This is a genomic window from Bradyrhizobium paxllaeri (genome assembly GCF_001693515.2).
GTDB classification, from domain to species: Bacteria; Pseudomonadota; Alphaproteobacteria; order Rhizobiales; family Xanthobacteraceae; genus Bradyrhizobium; species Bradyrhizobium paxllaeri.
Map to the genome: position 1 here is coordinate 2,040,153 of NZ_CP042968.1, position 18,653 is coordinate 2,058,805.

An 18,653-nucleotide genomic window follows, 5' to 3' on the forward strand; every position below is an offset into this window, starting at 1 on the left:
CGTCGAAGGGAACGAACAGGGAGATAAACTCTCCGTCCGTTTCAACATTCAAAATTCCATTTTATTGACGATCCCATTGTTGCCGCGCATCATCTCGAGCGTCAACTTCGGCGGAACGAGAAACCGAAACTCTCGTCGAGACTGAAACGAATTTTCAACCATTCACGGTGCCAGGCGGCAACGCTTCCCGCGTTGCGCGAACGTGGTCGCGTGCTTGCAAAGGAGAAGAAGAATGTCAGAAGACAAGCCGCGCGGCAGACAATTGCTCGATCGGCGTACCCTGTTGCGCTCGGGTGCAGCCGCCGCACTGGCGGCCCCGGTCGGCGTCTTCGGCGCGCAGGCCTTCCCGTTTCGCCCCGCACCGGCGATCGATTTATCGGAATTTCCCATCTGCAGGACGGCATCCGATACGCCGCTTTCGGGCGCGCCGCGCAAGCTGAAGCTGTCGTGGAATGCCGGCGCCGTCTGCCTGGCGCCGGTTCCGGTCGCGATCGATTACGGTTTCTTCCAGAAGCACAATCTCGACATCGAACTCATCAACTACAGCGGCTCGACCGACCAGTTGCTGGAAGCCATCGCAACCGGCAAGTCCGATGCCGGCCTCGGCATGGCGTTGCGCTGGCTCAAGCCGCTCGAACAGGGGTTTGACGTCAAGATCGCGGCCGGCACGCATGGTGGCTGCATGCGCGTGCTGACGCGCACCAATTCAGGCGTCGACAAGCTCGCCGATCTCAAGGGCAAGATCGTCGCCGTCGGCGATCTCGCCGGACCCGACAAGAACTTCTTCTCGATCCAGCTTGCCAAGCTCGGCATCGATCCCAACAAGGACGTCGACTGGCGGCCTTATCCCGGCAATCTCCTCAATCTCGCGGTCGAGAAGGGCGAGGTTCAGGCCTTCCTGGCGTCCGACCCGCTCGCCCATCTCTGGCTCAAGGACAGCCAGTACAAGGAGGTCGCATCCAACCTGGATGGCGAGTATCGCGACAAGAGCTGCTGCATCGTCGGCATTCGCGGCAGCCTGATCCGCGAGGAGCCGCACGTCGCCCGGGCGCTGACGCGCGCGCTGCTGGATGCTGCGATGTTCACCTCGCAGAATCCGGACAAGGCCGCCAAATCGTTCCAGCCCTACGCGCCGAAGACGGCGACGCTGGCCGATCTCGAAGCCATGGCGCGCTATCACACCCACCACCACCATCCCGTCGGCGATGTGCTCAAGCGCGAACTGAAAGCCTATGCCGACGGCTTGAAGACCGTATCCGTCTTCAAGCCGAGCACCGACACGGCCAAATTCGCGGAGAAGATCTATGTCGACCTATTCAGTGTCTGACGGGATCGCTGTCGAGGGCTCGCAGGCCGCAGGTTCTCGGGCGGCGGCGATCGGCGAGTGGCTGAAAAGTTCCGGCATAGGGGGCGCGGCCGCGGTTGCCTGGATCGCCTTCGGCCTGTCCTCACTGTGGTGGCCCGACGTCGGCGACTGGTCGCGGACCTATGCGCTTGGGATTGCCGCATTCGTGGTCGCAGCGTTCGTGCTGTTCGGCACGCTGAGCGCCGATTTTCTGGGGCCCGCTGGTCCGGCGCTGCGCCGCCGCGCGCCGTGGCTGGTCGCGCTCGGCCTGTTCCTGACGCTGTGGGAGGTTGCGACCGCGAAGTTCGCGTGGCTGCCGCTACCGTTCTTCCCGCCGCCGCAGGCGATCCTCGAAGTCTATACGGACGATCTGCCAAAGCTGCTCGACAGCGTCTTCGCGTCGGTCAAGCTGCAACTCGGCGGCTACGTCATCGGCGCGACGATCGGCTTCCTGACCGGCGTTTCGATCGGCTGGTCGCGAAGCGTCGGCTACTGGGTGCATCCGGTACTGCGCTTCATCGGCCCGCTGCCGGCGACCGCCTGGCTTCCGATCGCCTTCTTCACGTTTCCGTCGAGCTGGAGCGCCAGCACCTTCCTGATCGCGCTCGCGACCGGCTTTCCCGTCACCGTGCTCACCTGGTCGGGCGTCGCGAGCGTGAGCAACGCCTATTACGACGTCGCGCGCACGCTCGGGGCGAAGCCGTCTTTCCTCGTGCTCAAGGTCGCGATCCCGGCGGCGCTGCCGCATGTGTTCGTCGGCCTGTTCATGGGGCTCGGATCGTCCTTTGCCGTGCTGGTGGTGGCGGAAATGATCGGCGTCAAGGCAGGCCTCGGCTGGTACCTGCAATGGGCGCAGGGTTGGGCGGCGTACGCCAACATGTATGCGGCGCTGATCGTGATGTCGCTGTTGTGCTCCGGCGCGATCACGCTGCTGTTCAGGACGCGGGATCGCCTGCTGGTCTGGCAGAAGGGAGTCGTCAAATGGTAGCGCATGCTACGGCCGAGGTGGTCGCATATCCCGCGGCCGGTGCCGAACTCGATATCGAGCATGTCAGCCACGCCTTCGATATCGACGGTGTCGCGCTGCCCGTGCTGGAAGACGTCAGTCTCTCGATCCAACCGGGCGAATTCGTCGCGCTGCTCGGTCCTTCCGGTTGCGGCAAGTCGACCTTGCTGCGGCTGGTCGCCGGACTGGAAACGCCGCGCGCCGGCGTCCTGCGCGAGGACGATATCCGCATCAAGGGGCCGCATCCGTCGCGGGTCGTCGTATTCCAGGATCCCACGCTGTTCCCATGGCGCTCGGTCTGGGACAATGTCGCGCTGGGTCTCGAGGCGCAGGGCATTTTGAAAAGCCAGCGCCAGCGCGTCGATGCGGCGATCGATCTGGTCGGGCTGTCGGGCTTTCGCAACGCCTATCCGCATCAGCTCTCGGGCGGCATGGCCCAGCGGGTTGCACTGGCGCGGGCGCTGGTCAACGATCCAAAAATCCTCGTGCTCGACGAGCCGCTCGGCAAGCTCGACTCGCTGACGCGGATCACCATGCAGGCCGAAATCGTCTCGCTGTGGCAGCGCAAGCGCTTTACGACGCTGCTCGTTACCCACGACGCGGAGGAGGCGCTGTTCCTCGCCAACCGCGTCATCGTACTCAGCGACCGTCCGGCGCGCGTGAAGGCGGATATCGCGGTGGAACGCCCTTATCCGCGTCATCGCGGCGATCCCTACCTTGCGGACCTCCGCAAGCAGATCCTCGGCTTGCTGGGACTGGACGCCACATGGTGACGGCTTCCAGCCATATTGCAGCGAGAGAGTCGGCGCCGCAGGCCGGGCCTGACCACGTCGCGCGTGCCGTAGTGCTGGCGAAGGTGTTCGCGGAGCGGGCGCCGGTCCACGACCGCGACGGCAGCTTTCCGTTCCGGAATTTCGAGGATCTGTCGGAGGCCGGCCTGCTGGCGCTGACGGTGCCTTCAGTGCTTGGCGGAGGAGGCGCGGGTGCCGCGGAGGCAGCGCGCATCCTCGGCATTGTCGGCAAGGCCGATCCGTCGACCGCGCTGGTACTGTCGATGCATTACATCCAGCACCTCGTCATGTCGCGCAGTTCGCGCTGGCCTGCCCGCCTGTCGCGCAAGCTTGCGCGGGAGACGGTCGAGGGTGTCGCGCTGGTCAATGCGCTTCGCGTCGAGCCGGACCTCGGATCGCCGGCGCGGGGAGGGCTGCCGGCGACGATTGCCCGCCGTACCGAAACCGGCTGGCGGCTGAGCGGCCGCAAGATCTACTCGACCGGCGCGCCGATCCTGAAATGGTACGCCGTCTGGGCCAGGACCGACGAAGCGGAGACGCGCGTCGGATTCTTTCTTGTTCCGGCCGGTCTTCCGGGTACGCGCATCGTCGAAACCTGGGATCATCTCGGCCTGCGCGCCAGCGGCAGCCATGACGTTATTTTCGAAGACGTCGTCTTTCCGCTCGACCACGAGATCGACGTGCGCCGGCCGGACGAGTGGCGGGCGCCCGACGTCACCCACGCGACCATCGGCGCCATTTTCATTGCTGCCATTTATGATGGCGTCGTCCGCGCGGCCCGCGACTGGCTGATCGGTTTTCTCAGGGAGCGCGTTCCGGCCAATCTCGGCGCGCCGCTCGCGACCTTGCCGCGGGCGCAGGAAGTGCTCGGCGGCATCGAGGCCCGGCTTGCGGTGAATGCCCGGCTGATCGGCAGTTTCGCCGATGATTTCGATAAGAGCCTTCCGCTGAGCGCGATCGAGTCGAGCATCATCAAGCTTACGGTGACGAACAACGCCGTCACGGTTGTCGAGGATGCCTTGTCGCTGGCCGGCAATCACGGCCTGTCGCGAGGAAACCCGCTGGAGCGGCACTATCGCGACGTCCTGTGCGGTCGTGTCCACACGCCGCAGGACGACACCACCCGAATTGCCGCCGGCCGTCTCGCGCTCGGCCTCTGAACCTTCCCTAAACTGGAGTCCCATCATGTCCGTCGAGTTCATCGGATTTATCTCGACCAACAATTCCTCAGAAACCATCGTGCGGTCCGGCCCCGTCCTCGATGTGAACCACATCGAGACGGTGGCCAAGGCGCACGAGCTTGCTGGCTTCGACCGCGCGCTGCTGGCGTTTCACTCGACCACGCCGGACGCGCTGCAGATCGGTCAGCATGTTCTCGGCATTACCCGAAAGCTCAAGGTCATGATCGCGCAGCGGCCCGGCTTTACCGCGCCGACGCTGCTGGCGCGCCAGCTTGCGACGCTGGATCAGCTTTCCGGTGGTCGCGTCTCGCTGCACGTCATCACCGGCGGCAACGCCACCGAACTGCGCCAGGACGGCAACACGCTCGACGACAAGGACGCGCGTTACGCGCGGACCAGCGAGTTCCTCGATATCGTCCGCGCCGAATGGACCAGCGAACAGCCGTTCGACTACGAGGGCAAATATTACAAGGTCGAGAAGGGCTTTTCGCAGGTGAAGCCCTCGCGTCCCGGCGGCATCTACACCTTCGTAGGCGGCGGCTCGGATGCGGCGATCGAGGTTGCCGGCAAGCACGCCGATACGTTTGCCCTGTGGGGTGAATCCTATGCGCAGGTCCGCGACGTCACCGCGCGCGTGCGCGCCGCCGCGGCGCGGCACAGCCGGCCGACGCCCCGCTTCAGCCTGTCGGTACGGCCGATCCTGGCCGACACGGAGGAAAAAGCCTGGGCCAAGGCCAATGACATTCTCGCCCGCGCCACCACGCTGCAGGACAAGACCGGCTATCGCAAGCCCGCCGACGGTCACGCGACCGCGGGTGCGCGGCGTCTGCTGGCGCTGGCAGACCAGGGCACGCGGATCGACAAGCGGCTATGGACCGAGATCGCCAAGCTGACCGGCGCCAACAGTAATTCCACGGCGCTGGTTGGCACGCCCGAGCAGGTCGCCGAAGTGTTCGGCGACTATCATGATCTCGGCATCAGCCACTTTCTCATTCGCGGCTTCGATCCGCTGATCGACGCCATCGAATATGGCCGCGAGCTGATTCCGCTGACGCGAAAACTGATTGCCCAGCGACAGGCGACGCAGGGAGTGGCCGCACAATGATCCGTCTTGCTCTTGCTGCCGGGCTGCTGCTCGGCTCCGCCGTCCTCGCTTCCGCGCAGACCACGCTTCGGGTCGGCGACCAGAAGGGCAATTCGCAGGCCGTGATGGAAGCGGCCGGCGTGCTGAAGGATGTTCCTTACAAGATCGAGTGGAAGGAGTTTCCTGCCGCAGCGCCGCTACTGGAAGCGCTTGGCGCCGGCGCGATCGAGACCGGGCTGGTCGGCGACGCGCCATTCACCTTTGCCGCGGCCACCAACGTGCCGGTGAAAGCGATCGCCGCCGTCCGCCAGTCGCGGGATGGGCTGGCGGTGCTGGTGCCGGAGCAATCGAAGATCAAGAGCTTTGATGATCTGCGCGGCAAGAAGATCGCAACCGGCCGTGGTTCGATCGGCCATCAGTTGATCCTCGCGGCGCTGGAGGCGAGGGGATGGAAGCCGGACGATGTCCAGATCGCTTTCCTCGCGCCGTCGGACGCCAAGGTCGCCTACACGCAAGGGTCGGTCGACGCCTGGTCAACCTGGGAGCCTTACGTGAGCCAGGAAGAGGTGCTGTTCAAATCCCGCCGCATCATCACGGGAGAGGGGCTGACGCCGGGCCTCGGCTTCCAGGTCGCGACGCCCAATGCCATCAGGGACAAGCGCCCGGAGCTTGAGGACTTCGTGCGCCGCCTGGCCGCGGCCCGGGCGTGGTCCGCCGGCAACGTCGCCAGCTACGCCGAGACCTGGGGCAAGCTGATGAACATTCCCACCTCGGTGCCGCTGAACTGGCTGACGCGGGCGAAGATCAGGATCACGCCGATCGATGACGCCGTTGTCGTGGACGAGCAGAAGACCATCGATCTCTATTTCCGCTCGGGGCTGATCAAGCAGAACCTCAATGCGGCCGATATCGTCGACCGGTCGTTTTCCGAGGCCATCGGCAAGGGGGCCGGGCTGTAACGCGGAGTTCGCGCGTGATGACGAACGCGTGAGCGACGAAAATACTGTCCGGTCCGGCCGGCGCTTCAGACAAGGATTTTCCCCTTTCGTGGGCGCCGGCAATGGCAATGTTGCTATTTTCCAGATCGTCTTGTCGGGCTCGGCGACCGGCCCAAGATCAAACAGAACAACAATGGAGTCCAGGAGAACACCATGGGCCTGCAGCAAGCCAAACTCGAATCGCTTCCGTTCGTCACTGCCGAACTGAACTATCTCGCTCCTGTAGCGGGAAAGCCGCGTACCTACGCCTTCGATCCGCCGCCGGGTGAACCCAAATCCACCGCGCTGCCCGAACCGCACAACGTTCCGATCTTCGACGCGCGTCTGATCGCCGCCAATCTTTCGCTCGACCGCGAAGGATTTTCGCTGGTCCGCCATCCCACCATCGTCAAGGATTTCTACAACGACAAGGAAGTGCGTGACGTCTACTATCCCGCCGTCGAAGCCTTCCTGAAGGCAACGCTGAAGGCTGACCGCGTCGTCATCTTCGATCACACCGTGCGCAAGCGCGTCGAGGGCGCGGCGGACATCCGGGGCGCCGGGCCGCGCCAGCCGGCCACGCGCGTCCATGTCGACCAGACCGACAAATCAGGCGCCAACCGCGTTCGCGAACATCTGCCTGATGAGGCCGAGGAGCTTCTAAAGGGACGCGTGCAGGTGATCAACGTGTGGCGGCCGATCCGCGGGCCGTTGCGCGATGCGCCGCTCGCGATGTGCGATGGCCAGACTGTCGAGCCGGGCGACCTCGTCGCCTCCGATCTGATCTATCCGAACCGCAGCGGCGAAACCTATTCGGTGAAATACAACCCGAACCATCGCTGGTACTACATCCCGGAAATGCGGGCCGACGAGGCGCTGCTCCTGAAGTGCTACGATTCTGCAACCGACGGCCGCACCCGATTCGGGCCGCACACCGCCTTTATCGATCCGACCACGCCTGCCGATGCGCCGCCGCGCGAGAGCATCGAGCTGCGGACGCTGGTGTTCCACAGAAACTGAGCCGGATTCGCGTTCCCGCGATATTGGTGATACCTCGCCCCAAACAGTTTTGGGGCGAGACAGCTCATGGACGGCAAGGCCGATAGCGCGGATGGCAACTTCCGCGCCCTGATTTTTGCGCTGCTGGCACTGGCCTGCGGCCACATGCTGTCGACGCTGCTGCGGACCATTCCGGCCATCAGCCTCGACGTGATGGCCGCCGATTTCAAAACCCCGCCGCAGACGCTGGCGAGCCTCACCTCGATCTATCATTTCGCCTTCGCTGCCTCGCAGATCCCGGTCGGCGCCGCGATGGACCGTTTTGGCGTCCGCCCGGTCGCCTTGAGCCTGCTCGTGGGAACCATCATCGGCGCGCTGGCTTCGGGACTGGCGACGGGGCCGGAAGGCTTTCTGTTCGGCCAGTTCCTGCTCGGCGTCGCCACCTCGGGCATGCTGATGTGCCCGATGACACTGGCGGCGAAGCAGATGTCGGCGGCGCGATTCGGCCTGTGGTCCGGCATCATCCTCTCGATCGGCAATATCGGCATGCTGCTGTCGGCGAGCCCGCTGGCTTTCGTCGTCGAGCATTTTGGCTGGCGGTCGGGGTTCTGGATCTCCGCGGGCTTTGGCGCGGTAGTGGCGATTGCAGTGTTCCTGCTGGTTCCGAAGCAAGCGGCCGAGCATGCCGATGATTCTTCGCCGCTCTCGCAGATGGCCGAGGTGCTGCGTATCGGGCTGTCGCGGCCGCTTCGCGGTCTGATCGCGCTGGGGCTGGTTTCCCTGGCGGCCTCACTGGTGCTGCGCGGGTTGTGGGGCGGTCCGTGGCTGATGGAGATCAAAGCGCTCGGCCGCATCGAAGCCGGCAATGCGCTTGGCCTGTTCACGCTGGCGCTGATTGGCGGGCCGGTGCTGATGGGCATTGTCGACCGCAGCATCGGCCATCGCCGCGAAGTGCTGGCTGCCACGCATTCCTTTGTCGCCCTGTTGCTTGCGGTCATGGCGGCGGGGGCGCCGCATTATCCGTTGTCGAATCTGTTCGGGGTGGCCGCGATGCCGCCGTGGTTTGACAGCATGCTGCTGGTGCTGATCGGTATAGCCATATCGGCGCAACCGCTGCTCTTCGGCATGACACGGCAATTGGCGGGCGCGCAGAATGCCGGCAAGGCGCTCTCCGGCATGAACCTCGCGTTCTTCCTCGGCGCCGCGCTGATGCAATCGGCCACCGGCGTGGTGGCGACGATCTTCGGCCTTCCTGCAGTGCTGCTATTCATGGCCGCGACCTTGATCATCGGGACGATTGTGTTTTTGATGTACACCTGACCTTTGCAGGGAACGGCGCAATGTACCCCGATCCAAACTCGTCGTCGCAGAAAATGTACGATCGGGCGCTGGCGAGCCTGCCCGGCGGCAATACCCGCACCACCGTGTACATGAAGCCCTATCCAATCTATGCCGCGCGCGGGGAGGGTTGCCGGGTCTGGGATCTCGACGGCGATGTCTATATCGACTGCATCAACAATTTCACCTCGCAGATTCACGGCCACGCCCATCCCACATTGATCAAGGCGGCGACCGCACAGCTGGCGCTGGGTTCGGCGTTCGGCCTGCCGACCGCGTCCGAGGTCGATCTCGCCGAGTTGCTAGCGTCGCGATTGCCGTCGGTCGATCAGGTGCGGTTTGCCAATTCCGGCACCGAGGCGGTGATGATGGCGCTGAAGGCTGCGCGCGCGCATACCGGCCGTCCCAAGATCGCCAAATGCGAGGGCGCCTATCACGGCTCCTATGATTATGCCGAGGTGAGCCTCGATCCGACGCCGGAAGCCTGGGGCCGCAACGCGCCGGTCTCGGTTGCCTATGCCAAGGGCACGCCCGACAATGTGCTGGCCGATGTCGTCACCATTCCCTTCAACGACCTGGAGGCCGCCGTCAGCCTGATCCGCGAGCATGGGCGCGAACTCGCCTGCGTGCTGGTCGATCCCATGCCCAATCGCGCCGGTCTCGCGCCGGCCGATCGGGCCTATCTGGAAGCGCTGCGCCAGGTGACGCGCGAGGTCGGCGCTCTCCTGATCTTCGATGAGGTCATCACGTTTCGGCTTGGCTTTCGCGGCGCGCAGGGAATCTGGAACATCGATCCGGATCTCACCACGCTCGGCAAGATCATCGGCGGCGGCTTTCCGGTCGGCGCCATCGGCGGCCGCAGGGATGTCATGGCGGTGTTCGACCCGCGCCCGGGCAAGCCGGCGCTGCCGCATGGTGGCACGTTCTCCGCCAATCCGGTGACGATGCGCGCCGGGATCGCCGCGATGGAACTGCTCGACGACGCCGCCTTTGCGCGGCTCGACGCGATGGGTGAGGCGGTTCGCTCCGGCATCAACGAAGCGTTTCGGCGCCATGGCGTGCCCGGCGGCACTGTCGGCCTCGGCTCGCTCCTGAAGATTCATTTCGCCGACCGTCCGGTCCGCGATTATCGCTCGGCCTATCTGAGCGAGGAAGAGGGGCGTCGGCAGACGGTGTTCTCGCGCGCACTGCTCAATCGCGGCGTGCTGGCTGCGGGCAACGGGCTGATGGCGTTGTCGACCCCGATGACGGATGCCGATATCCATGCGATTATCGATGCGGCATCGGGTGCGCTCGAGGAAGTCGCAGGCACGCTTTGACCAGCACAGCAAGAACGGGTTCAATGTCCGCCAAGATCGATCCCATCACGCGCTCCGTCGTCCAGCATCGCCTCAGTTCGATCGTGAAAGAGATGGGCGAAGCCATGCTTCGCACCTCCTATTCGCAGATCCTCAATTCCAGCCGCGATTTTTCGCTGGCGATCTGCGACACGCGCGCACGACTGATCGCGCAGGCCGATCACTTGCCGGTCCATGTCGGCGCGCTGCCCTGGGCGACGCTCGCGGTCGAGGAGCGGTTCAAGGACGTTGCGCAGGGCGACGTCATCCTGCTCAATGATCCCTATTTTGGCGGCAGCCATCTGCCCGATCTGACCGCCTTCGTTCCGGTGTTCGCCGACGGCAAGCGTTTGCTCTGGACCATCGTGCGCGCGCACCAAAGTGATATCGGCGGCGCCACCCATGGCGCCTATAATCCCGGCGCCACCGAGATCTTTCAGGAGGGGCTGCGCGTTCCGCCGATCAAACTCTATGAAGCCGGCAGACTGCGCGACGATCTGCTTGATCTCCTGGCGTTGAACATCCGCAACCCCCGTGAATTCCGTGGCGATCTCGCCGCGATGCTCGGCGCGGCGCATCTCGGCGAGCGGCGGCTGTCGCGTTTGTTCGCCGAATTCGGGGCGCCGGTGGTTGAAGCCGCCGTTGAGGCGATCCTCGACGCGACGGAACAGCAGACGAGGGCGGTGGTCTCGACGTGGAAGGACGGCGTGTTCTACGGCGAGGCGTTCCTCGATGACGACGGCCATGGCCGCACCGATCTCCGCATCGCCGCGAAGGTGACCAAGAAGGGTAGCGACGTCGAGGTCGATCTGTCCGACTCCGATCCCCAGTCGACCAGCTTTGTGAACTCTTCCCACGCCAATATGCAGGCCGCCGTCGCAATGGCGTTCGCCTATCTGATCGACGCCGAGATCCCAAAAAACACCGGCGCGCTGCGGCCGCTGAAGGTGATCGCAAAGCAGGGCACGGTGGTGTGGGCCGATCCCGGCCGGCCGGTGACGCTGTGTACCAGCCATCCCTCGAACGAAATCGTCGAGGCGATCGTCAAGGCGTTGTCAGCATCGTGCCCGGAGCGCGCGATGGCGGGCTGGAGCCGCAGATTCCGGATCGCGATCCAGGGCGAAGATCCGCGCACCGGAAAGAATTTCATCTGGCACCTGTTCCAGGCGCGGCCCGGCGGCGGCGCGTCATCGGGCGGCGACGGCTGGTCGTCAATCGGCGAGTGGCACTCGGTCGGCGGGCTCAAATTCGGCAGCCTCGAAGTCGCCGAAGTGCGCTTCCCCCTGCATTTCCGCACGCATGAATTCCGCCCAGGCTCCGGCGGCGACGGCCAGCATCGCGGCGGACTCGGCGTGTCGCTCGATCTGGTGCTGGAAACGGCAAAGCCCGCCAAGGGCAACACCGCCGGCGACGGCGCGCGCCATGGTCCCTGCGGCATGCTCGGCGGCGAGGACGGCAAGCCGCATCATTATCGTCTCTTGTCCGAGGGCCGCGAGCCGCGCGTGTTGCGCACCAAGGAAGTCGGCATCGAGCTGCATCCCGGCGATTGCCTGGAGATACGATCCTCCGGCGGCGGCGGCTGGGGGCCGCCTGAAAAGCGATCGGATGAAGCCCGCCGCCGCGACCGCGAGCAGGGCATGACGGAAGTCCCGGCGGAGCAGCGTAGCTAGTCATGTTCAGAATTGGCGTTGATGTCGGCGGGACCTACACCGATCTCGTGGCTACCGACGAGAGCGGACGAACCGTGTTTGCAAAATCCCCGTCTACCCCGGCGGATCAATCCATCGGCGTGATGGCGGGACTCGAGGAACTGGCGCGACGCCTGAATGTCACGCGCGCGCAAATGCTCGCCGCGACCGACCGCCTCGTGCACGGCACGACGGTTGCGACCAATGCGCTGCTGGAGCGCAAGGGCGCCAAGGTCGCGCTCATCACCACGGAAGGCCATCGCGACGTCATCGAGATGCGCGAGGGCCTGAAGCCCGACCGTTACGATTTGCGCTCGCCACCTCCGGCGCCGCTGGTGCCGCGTGATTTGCGGTTCGGCGTGAGGGAACGGCTCAGGGCCAACGGCGACGTTCTGATCCCGCTCGATGCGAACTCGCTCCACGACGCCATTGCCGCCATCAAGCGATCAGGCGCGACCTCGGTCGCCGTCTGCTTCCTGCATTCCTATCTCAATCCGGTGCATGAACTCGCCGCTGTCGAGCGCTTGAAGCAGGCGCTTCCTGGCATCAGCATCTCCCGCTCCAGCGATGTGCTGCCGCAGATCAAGGAATATGAGCGCGTCTCGACCACGATCGTGAACGCCTATGTCGAGCCGATCGTGCGGCGCTATCTGACCAATCTCGAAACGCGGCTCGGCGAGGCCGGCTTCAAGGGCAGCCTGTTTGTCGTGCTTTCGCATGGCGGCATGGCGCCGGTGGAGGAAGCCTCGCGGCTCGCTGTAGGTACTGTGCTCTCAGGGCCGGCCGGCGGCATGTCCGGCGGGCGGCGCTGTTCTGATCTGGTCGGCATTCCCGATCTGGTGCCGTTCGACATGGGCGGCACGTCGACCGACATCTCGCTGATCTCAGGCGGGCAGGCGTCATTGTCCGCCGACGGCATGCTGGCTGGCCAACGCATCGCACTGCGCAGCCTTGATATTGCCAGCATCGCGGCGGGCGGCGGTTCGATCGCCAGCGTCGACGGCAGCCGCACGCTGCGAGTCGGGCCGGAGAGCGCGGGCTCGGTGCCGGGCCCGGCCTGCTATGGCAATGGCGGGGAGGCCGCGACCGTCACCGACGCCAATGTCGTGCTCGGCTATCTCGATGCCTCAGCCTTCATGGGCGGCAAGCGGCCGCTCGACCGCGCCGCGTCGGAAGCGGCGGTCGATCGTATCGCCGGCGCGATGGAGCTGTCGCGCATCGAGGCCGCCGCCGGCATCTATCGCATGATCAACCTCAACATGGCCGACGGCATCCGCCTGATGACGCTGCGCCGCGGCGTCGATCCCAGACGCTTCGCGCTGTTGAGTTTCGGCGGCGCGGCCGGCCTGCATGCGGCGGAAGTGGCGCGCGAACTCGAAATCAAGCGCATCATCGTGCCGACGGTGGCTTCGGTGCTGTCAGCCTGGGGCATGCTGACCAGCGATCTCCGCTACGAAGTCAGCCGCACCCATTATGGCGCCGGCGCACGCATCAGAGCCGACGAAGTGCGCGAGCTCTTTGCCGGGCTCGAGCAGCAAGCCGCCGGCCGATTGCGCTCATGGTTCAACGGGAAGATCGCCATCGAACGCTCCGCCGAGATGCGCTACGGCGAGCAGATCTTTGAAATCGATGTCTCGCTCGACGGCCTCGATTGGAACGCCGCCGACCTCGTCGAGAAGATCGAGGACCGCTTTCACGTCAGGCACGAGGAATTATACACCTACGCCTCGCGCGGCCAGGAAGTCGTCTTCGTCAACGCCCGCGTCGCGGCGGTAGGTGAAGTCTCGCGGCTGGATTCGGATGCAAAGCCGGCGTCATCGTCGGTGACCTGCACGCCGCGCAGCCGGCGCCAAGCCTTCTTCGGCGGCTGGCGCGAGGTTCCGGTTTTCGCGCTCGATGACCTGCAACCTAGCCACACCTTGATGGGCCCTGCGATCATCGAAGCCGAGACCACGACCGTGCTCGTCGACACCGGCGACCGCGTCACGGTCAATGCGCTGGGCTGGCTGGATATCGAATTGCGCTGACGTAGGGTGGGCAAAGCCAACGGGTCGCGCGAATGCGCGCCCGATGACAGGCTCCGCGTGCCCACCATTATGCTACCGATGCTGTCCGATGGTGGGCACGGCGCAAAAGCGCCTTTGCCTACGCGGCTACGTTGGTGCTCAATCCGTGCATTACCGGTTCCGGCCCCTACACGGCCAATCTCGACCATGAATACGGCCAAGACCCAATTGGTTCGCCAGCCACAACGGAACGGTTTCCTCTTGAGGTCCAAAGCGTATCACTGGCACTACAGGTCCGCCGCATGGATCGACCCGGTCGTCCTCAGGGCGATAACGATATCGTGGAACGATATTGTAGTCCCAGTAGGGAGCTGGTCTTACGATAGGCACCCTGATGATGGGCCTTTCGCGTGGTTCACGAACGACTTGGGCCGTCTGCGCAAGCGCTGCGACACTAAACGCGCCTACGTTACACAGGACCAGGGCCGTCCCCAAAGCTACGATCGGTATCCTCATGCATCGACCTCCTTGCCACACACAGCCTGGACGCAACTCGGATATCCTGCGACGTTCGAGTTCGCGCCGCTGTTGAGCGTATATCGGACATCAAAGACACCGGAACCGCAACGTCTCATTTTATGAAAACGGCGGCGTGCGTTACTGGAGCGCCCGCAGCCCGGATGGGCGAAGGCGTCAAAGCTACCATGCGGCTTCGCTCATGCGGGCGGCGCAGCCAACATTTCAATTCAACAATCTGATCTCCCGCGCTATCATCGCCATCGCTGGGTGGCGTCACGAGCTCTTGGTAGCTGGGCGTTCGAGGGCATGTTGATGCAAATAATAACAAAAGCGGCAACTGCGCTGTATCTCGTCGTCGCAATGATGGCAGTTGCTCCCGCCCCGCAGCCGGCCAGAGCCGCCGGCGTGACCGACACCGAAATCCGCATTGGCAACATCATGCCGTACACCGGGCCGCTCGCCGCGTTCGCTTCGATCGGCCGGGCGGAGGCCGCTTATTTCGACATGATCAACGAGCGCGGCGGTATCAACGGGCGCAAGATCAAATTCATCTCGCGCGATGACAGCTCGAATCCGAGAACCGCGGTCGAGCAGACCCATGAGCTGGTCGAGCAGGAGCGCGTGCACCTGATGTTCGGTTCATTCGGCACGCCGAGCAATCTGGCGACACGAACCTATCTCAACGAGAGAAGCATCCCGCAGCTCTTCGTCGCTTCCGGCGATGAGGAGTGGGCGCATCCGAAGCGGTTTCCGTGGACGATGGGCTGGCAGCCGACGTTCCGCTCCGAGGGGCGGATCTACGCCAACTACATCCAGGCTACCTATCCGAGCCGGAAGATCGCCGTGCTTTGGCAGAACGACCAGTTCGGCCGTGATCTGTTCCGGGGATTGCAGGAAGGGCTCGGCTTCACCGCCAACATGATCGTAGCCGACATCGCCATCGAGGCGGATATGTCGATCGACACCCAGGTCGAAATCCTGAAGAACTCCGGCGCTGAGGTGCTGGTGCTCAACTGCGCGCCGCCGATCTCGGCGCGCGCTATCCGTAGGGCGGCCGAACTGGGCTGGCATCCGCAGCTCGTGCTGGTCAATGCGGCGGCCTCGATCGCGAACGCGTTGCGGCCGGCGGGGCTGCAAAATTCCGTCGGCGTGATCTCCACCTCGTTCCTGAAGGACGCCGGTGACGCCACCTGGAAGGAAGATGTCGCCATCAGGGACTGGCTTGCGTTCATGGACAAGTATTATCCCGATGGCGACAAGGAAGACGGCAACGCCATTTTCGGCTACGCGGCGGCAGCAACCCTGGCGCAGGTCCTGATCCAGTGCGGCGACGACCTGTCGCGCGAGAACATCATGCGGCAGGCGGCGTCGCTGAAGGGATATCAGAGCCCGATCGCATTTCCGGGCATCGCGATCAATACCGGGCCGACCGATTTCCAGCCGATCAAGCAGATGCGGCTGGTGCAGTTCGACGGTAATTCCTGGCAGCCGATCGGCGACGTGATCGAGAGCGCGTTCGCGGCAAGGCCTAGTGATAAATGAACGTAGCAACCATTAAACGGATTGATTGTGCGCGATTGATTGTCCGTTTCCGCTGAGCATGACGCCGTGCTCGCCGCCGTCAAGGCGTGGCCTGGCGGCGGCTGTGGGTGGCGAGAGATTGGAGCGACGGCCATCCTTGACGACGGCTGCGCGCGACGTCGTTGGGATGGCAGGTCGGGACGAAGAAACGGTGCTGCGGTCGAACCAAGAAACTTGGATTAGCTTGCTGGCGAGGCGCCCATCGTTGCAGCCAAGGGGGGCTGGTCTTGCCAAGGCGTGCCACGTGCCACGACAGTGTTGATGAAGATGAGCAGCTTCCTGGCGCAGGCGATGAGCGCTTGCTTGTGCTCTTTTCCAGCGGCCCTCAGCCGGCTGTAAAGGGCGATAAGCTGCGGATTCCAGCGAAAGGATGCCGGCAGCGCCGCCGTATAGAGCGCCCGACGCAGCCTCTTGCGTCCGCCGTCGACGTGACGGGCGCCGCTGTGCTCGCCGCTGTCATCGTCATAGGGCGCAAGGCCGGCGAGAGCGGCGGCTTGCTCGCGGCTGAGCTGGCCGATCTCGGGCATGCGTATCAGGACCGCGACTGCGGTCGGCATCCCGGCGCCGCCCACGCTGTAGATCAGATCGAGCCGCTGGGCGAGGTCGCGATGCTCGCGGATCGCGGCCACCAAGGCCTTGAGTTCGACCCTCTCGCGCTTGGCCAGGCGGGCGATCTCGTCCTTCCAGACCTTCTGGATGCGCGGATCGCGGCAGGCCTCGAGCCGGTTTTTGTACAGCGTAATGTCCTCTCCGATCTGTTCGATCAGCGTCAGATGTTCGGCAAACGGCTGCAGCCGGGATCGGGGGCGGCGTGGATCTTCTTGACCGCAGCAGTGCAGGCGGCAATCAGCGCGGCATCGATCTTGTCGTTCTTGGCGCGCTGCAAGTGGAACTTGGCATAGGCCCGCACTTGTGCCGGCTGAAACACCACCACAATGAACCGCTTGCGCCGTAGCTCGCTGACGACTGGGAGTTCATAGCCGCCACTCGCCTCGATCCCAATGCGCTTGACCTTGTGGCGCCGCAACCACTCCAACAGCGCCTTGTGGCCTTCAGCCGTGTTCTCGACTTGCAGCTGCAAGGAGTTGCCATCGATCGCCACGTCTAGCTTCCGTTTGCCGGTATCGATCCCGGCGCAGATTGTGGTACGCTTGGCCATCTTCGTCGACCCTCCCTTGTGATGCGAACCTAAAGTTCCTTCAACCATCCGGGTCCCGATGAAGTGCCGATTGCGATCTTGCTACGTAAGACAGCCCTCTAGGCTTCGGTGGGCATCGATCCGATCAATCGGCGGCCCAGCCAGGGTGGCCACCCCGGCTGGGCCATTCCTCACGGAACGAGACCACTTTAATCCTTCGCGCTAATACAAGGGTGGGCAAAGCGAAGCGTGCCCACCATCTCGCCATACGCACGAATTAAATGGTGGGCACGCTTGCGCTTTGCTCACCCTACGAAGCTGCGCCTACTTCTTCTGCCCGTAATTCAACAGCCCGCCCTTGCTCTTCGGCGGATGGGCGCGCAGGCCTTCCTCGTTGGGCTCGGTGCCCCAGCCCGGACGATCCGGCATAATGAGATGACCGTCGACGATCTCGGGCACATGGGTGAACAGCTCATGGTCCCAGGCGAGACGATCGATGTCTGTTTCCATAATGCGCAAATTCGGCACCGCGGCGGAGAAATGCGCGTTCATCATGGTACAGAGATGGCCGTAGAAATTATGCGGGGCGACGTTGACCTCGAAATGTTCGGCGGCGGCGGCGATCTTCATCGATTGCCAGACGCCGTTCCAGGGCGTGTCGACGATCGCGACGTCCATTGCCTGTTCGTTGAAATAGGGCAGGAACTCGCGCAGGCCCAGGAGCGTCTCGCAGGATGACACCGGGTGCGGGCTCTGGCGGCGGATATAGCCGAGCGCCTGCGGGTTGAAGGTATCGATCTCCACCCAGAACAGATCCATGTCCTTGATGGCGCGCAGTATCTTCAAATAGCCTTCGGTCTTGGCGTTGAAGTTGAGGTCGAGCAGCAGATCGACATCAGGGCCGGCGCCGTCGCGGATTGCTTCGAGATGCATGCAGAGGTTTCGCAACACGGTGCGATCGACGTTGAGCTCGGGCTCGAACGGCGAGCCGAAGCCGGGCCGCCAGCCCTGCGGCTTGCCTTCGGTGTAGACGAAGATATTGGTCTTCATCGCCGTAAAGCCTTTTTCGCGCACTTCGTGGCCGATCGATTTGACGCCGTCGAGGCTGGTGATGGCCGGCTTGAACCAGTCGGGATGATTGATGCGCCAGGTCGCACAGTGCGACCAGTAGACGCGGATGCGGTCGCGGATCTTGCCGCCGAGCAGCTCGTAGCAGGGCACGCCCAGCGCCTTGGCCTTGACGTCGAGCAGCGCGTTCTCGATCGCGCCCAGTGCCAGCGCGACCACGCCGCCCGCGGCCGGCCGCGTCGCCGCAAACAACTCCACGTAGATCCGCTCGTGCTGGAAGGCATTCTTGCCGACGACGCGTGCGCCAAGCCGCTCGATTGCCGTGGTCACGCCAGGCGCGCCAAAGCCCTCGTCATACTCGCTCCAGCCGACGATGCCGTCCTCGGTCGTGATCTTGACGAAGTGGTAGTTCCGCCATCCGGCGTCACAGGCGAGCGTTTCGACGCTGCGTACGGTCGTGGCCTTTTTCATGATTTCCTGCCCCGGGGCTTGTTGTTGTTGTTGGTTGATACCAACAACGGATGGCGCGAAGCGTCAATGACGTGAGACTTCCGGTGATTTCCCGTTGCGCGGAACAAAATTCCACTTGCATCGG

General features: G+C 64.1%; 15 protein-coding genes. 12 read left to right on the forward strand and 3 right to left on the reverse strand.

Features of this window, described 5'->3' with window-relative positions; genetic code table 11:
* Positions 1-232 precede the first annotated feature (232 nt).
* The 12 genes from LMTR21_RS09690 (at position 233) to LMTR21_RS09750 (ending at position 15,813) form a co-directional block, all read left to right on the forward strand.
* Entirely contained in the window at positions 233-1,327 is a 1,095-nt protein-coding gene (locus LMTR21_RS09690) for an ABC transporter substrate-binding protein (RefSeq protein ID WP_065751199.1), read from the forward strand.
* Entirely contained in the window at positions 1,305-2,333 is a 1,029-nt protein-coding gene (locus LMTR21_RS09695) for an ABC transporter permease (RefSeq protein ID WP_065751198.1), read from the forward strand. The genes LMTR21_RS09690 and LMTR21_RS09695 overlap by 23 nt, the downstream gene beginning before the upstream one ends.
* Entirely contained in the window at positions 2,327-3,124 is a 798-nt protein-coding gene (locus tag LMTR21_RS09700) for an ABC transporter ATP-binding protein (RefSeq protein WP_065751197.1), read from the forward strand. Before LMTR21_RS09695 ends, LMTR21_RS09700 begins: the two co-directional genes overlap by 7 nt.
* Positions 3,118-4,302: an acyl-CoA dehydrogenase family protein gene (locus tag LMTR21_RS09705; protein ID WP_065751196.1), complete on the forward strand. Its 1,185-nt coding sequence runs from the start codon at positions 3,118-3,120 to the stop codon at positions 4,300-4,302. The genes LMTR21_RS09700 and LMTR21_RS09705 overlap by 7 nt, the downstream gene beginning before the upstream one ends.
* A 25-nt stretch (positions 4,303-4,327) precedes the next feature.
* The gene (locus LMTR21_RS09710) at positions 4,328-5,428 is read left to right on the forward strand and encodes an LLM class flavin-dependent oxidoreductase (RefSeq protein WP_065751195.1); all 1,101 of its coding nucleotides are present in this window, start codon (positions 4,328-4,330) and stop codon (positions 5,426-5,428) included.
* Positions 5,425-6,366 (forward strand): ABC transporter substrate-binding protein, encoded by a 942-nt coding sequence (locus tag LMTR21_RS09715; RefSeq protein WP_065751194.1) that lies wholly within the window; start codon positions 5,425-5,427, stop codon positions 6,364-6,366. Before LMTR21_RS09710 ends, LMTR21_RS09715 begins: the two co-directional genes overlap by 4 nt.
* A gap of 192 nt (positions 6,367-6,558) precedes the next feature.
* Positions 6,559-7,404 carry a CmcJ/NvfI family oxidoreductase gene (locus tag LMTR21_RS09720; RefSeq protein WP_065751193.1) on the forward strand — a complete coding sequence of 282 codons (846 nt, stop codon included), beginning with the start codon at positions 6,559-6,561 and terminating at the stop codon, positions 7,402-7,404.
* Positions 7,405-7,470: 66 nt separating this feature from the next.
* Positions 7,471-8,703, forward strand: a complete 1,233-nt coding sequence (locus tag LMTR21_RS09725) for an MFS transporter (RefSeq protein WP_065751192.1) — start codon at positions 7,471-7,473, stop codon at positions 8,701-8,703.
* A gap of 20 nt (positions 8,704-8,723) precedes the next feature.
* The gene (locus LMTR21_RS09730; RefSeq protein ID WP_065751191.1) at positions 8,724-10,040 is read left to right on the forward strand and encodes an aspartate aminotransferase family protein; all 1,317 of its coding nucleotides are present in this window, start codon (positions 8,724-8,726) and stop codon (positions 10,038-10,040) included.
* 23 nt (positions 10,041-10,063) lie between these two features.
* Positions 10,064-11,728, forward strand: a complete 1,665-nt coding sequence (locus tag LMTR21_RS09735) for a hydantoinase B/oxoprolinase family protein (protein WP_065751190.1) — start codon at positions 10,064-10,066, stop codon at positions 11,726-11,728.
* Positions 11,729-11,730: 2 nt separating this feature from the next.
* Positions 11,731-13,773, forward strand: a complete 2,043-nt coding sequence (locus LMTR21_RS09740; protein ID WP_065751189.1) for a hydantoinase/oxoprolinase family protein — start codon at positions 11,731-11,733, stop codon at positions 13,771-13,773.
* An 810-nt stretch (positions 13,774-14,583) separates the two neighbouring features.
* Complete coding sequence (locus tag LMTR21_RS09750) at positions 14,584-15,813, forward strand: ABC transporter substrate-binding protein (RefSeq protein ID WP_148635947.1); 1,230 nt, start codon at positions 14,584-14,586, stop codon at positions 15,811-15,813.
* Between the two features lie 218 nt (positions 15,814-16,031).
* Here the strand turns inward: LMTR21_RS09750 and LMTR21_RS40765 are convergent, their stop codons facing one another.
* From LMTR21_RS40765 to LMTR21_RS09760, 3 genes are all read right to left on the reverse strand, one after another.
* Positions 16,032-16,481 carry a transposase gene (locus LMTR21_RS40765; protein ID WP_246175423.1) on the reverse strand — a complete coding sequence of 150 codons (450 nt, stop codon included), beginning with the start codon at positions 16,479-16,481 and terminating at the stop codon, positions 16,032-16,034.
* A gap of 140 nt (positions 16,482-16,621) precedes the next feature.
* The gene (locus LMTR21_RS40770; RefSeq protein WP_246175424.1) at positions 16,622-17,011 is read right to left on the reverse strand and encodes an IS110 family transposase; all 390 of its coding nucleotides are present in this window, start codon (positions 17,009-17,011) and stop codon (positions 16,622-16,624) included.
* A gap of 303 nt (positions 17,012-17,314) precedes the next feature.
* Complete coding sequence (locus LMTR21_RS09760) at positions 17,315-18,529, reverse strand: mandelate racemase/muconate lactonizing enzyme family protein (RefSeq protein WP_065756795.1); 1,215 nt, start codon at positions 18,527-18,529, stop codon at positions 17,315-17,317.
* Positions 18,530-18,653: the final 124 nt, after the last annotated feature.

Coding starts and splice junctions, on each gene's coding strand:
- LMTR21_RS09740 (WP_065751189.1), top strand. CDS start 11,731: ATGTTCAGAATTGGCGTTGATGTCGGCGGGACCTACACCGATCTCGTG.
- LMTR21_RS09735 (WP_065751190.1), top strand. CDS start 10,064: ATGTCCGCCAAGATCGATCCCATCACGCGCTCCGTCGTCCAGCATCGC.
- LMTR21_RS09720 (WP_065751193.1), top strand. CDS start 6,559: ATGGGCCTGCAGCAAGCCAAACTCGAATCGCTTCCGTTCGTCACTGCC.
- LMTR21_RS09725 (WP_065751192.1), top strand. CDS start 7,471: ATGGACGGCAAGGCCGATAGCGCGGATGGCAACTTCCGCGCCCTGATT.
- LMTR21_RS09690 (WP_065751199.1), top strand. CDS start 233: ATGTCAGAAGACAAGCCGCGCGGCAGACAATTGCTCGATCGGCGTACC.
- LMTR21_RS09730 (WP_065751191.1), top strand. CDS start 8,724: ATGTACCCCGATCCAAACTCGTCGTCGCAGAAAATGTACGATCGGGCG.
- LMTR21_RS09695 (WP_065751198.1), top strand. CDS start 1,305: ATGTCGACCTATTCAGTGTCTGACGGGATCGCTGTCGAGGGCTCGCAG.
- LMTR21_RS09710 (WP_065751195.1), top strand. CDS start 4,328: ATGTCCGTCGAGTTCATCGGATTTATCTCGACCAACAATTCCTCAGAA.
- LMTR21_RS09750 (WP_148635947.1), top strand. CDS start 14,584: ATGCAAATAATAACAAAAGCGGCAACTGCGCTGTATCTCGTCGTCGCA.
- LMTR21_RS09705 (WP_065751196.1), top strand. CDS start 3,118: ATGGTGACGGCTTCCAGCCATATTGCAGCGAGAGAGTCGGCGCCGCAG.
- LMTR21_RS09760 (WP_065756795.1), bottom strand. CDS start 18,529: ATGAAAAAGGCCACGACCGTACGCAGCGTCGAAACGCTCGCCTGTGAC.
- LMTR21_RS09700 (WP_065751197.1), top strand. CDS start 2,327: ATGGTAGCGCATGCTACGGCCGAGGTGGTCGCATATCCCGCGGCCGGT.
- LMTR21_RS40770 (WP_246175424.1), bottom strand. CDS start 17,011: ATGGCCAAGCGTACCACAATCTGCGCCGGGATCGATACCGGCAAACGG.
- LMTR21_RS09715 (WP_065751194.1), top strand. CDS start 5,425: ATGATCCGTCTTGCTCTTGCTGCCGGGCTGCTGCTCGGCTCCGCCGTC.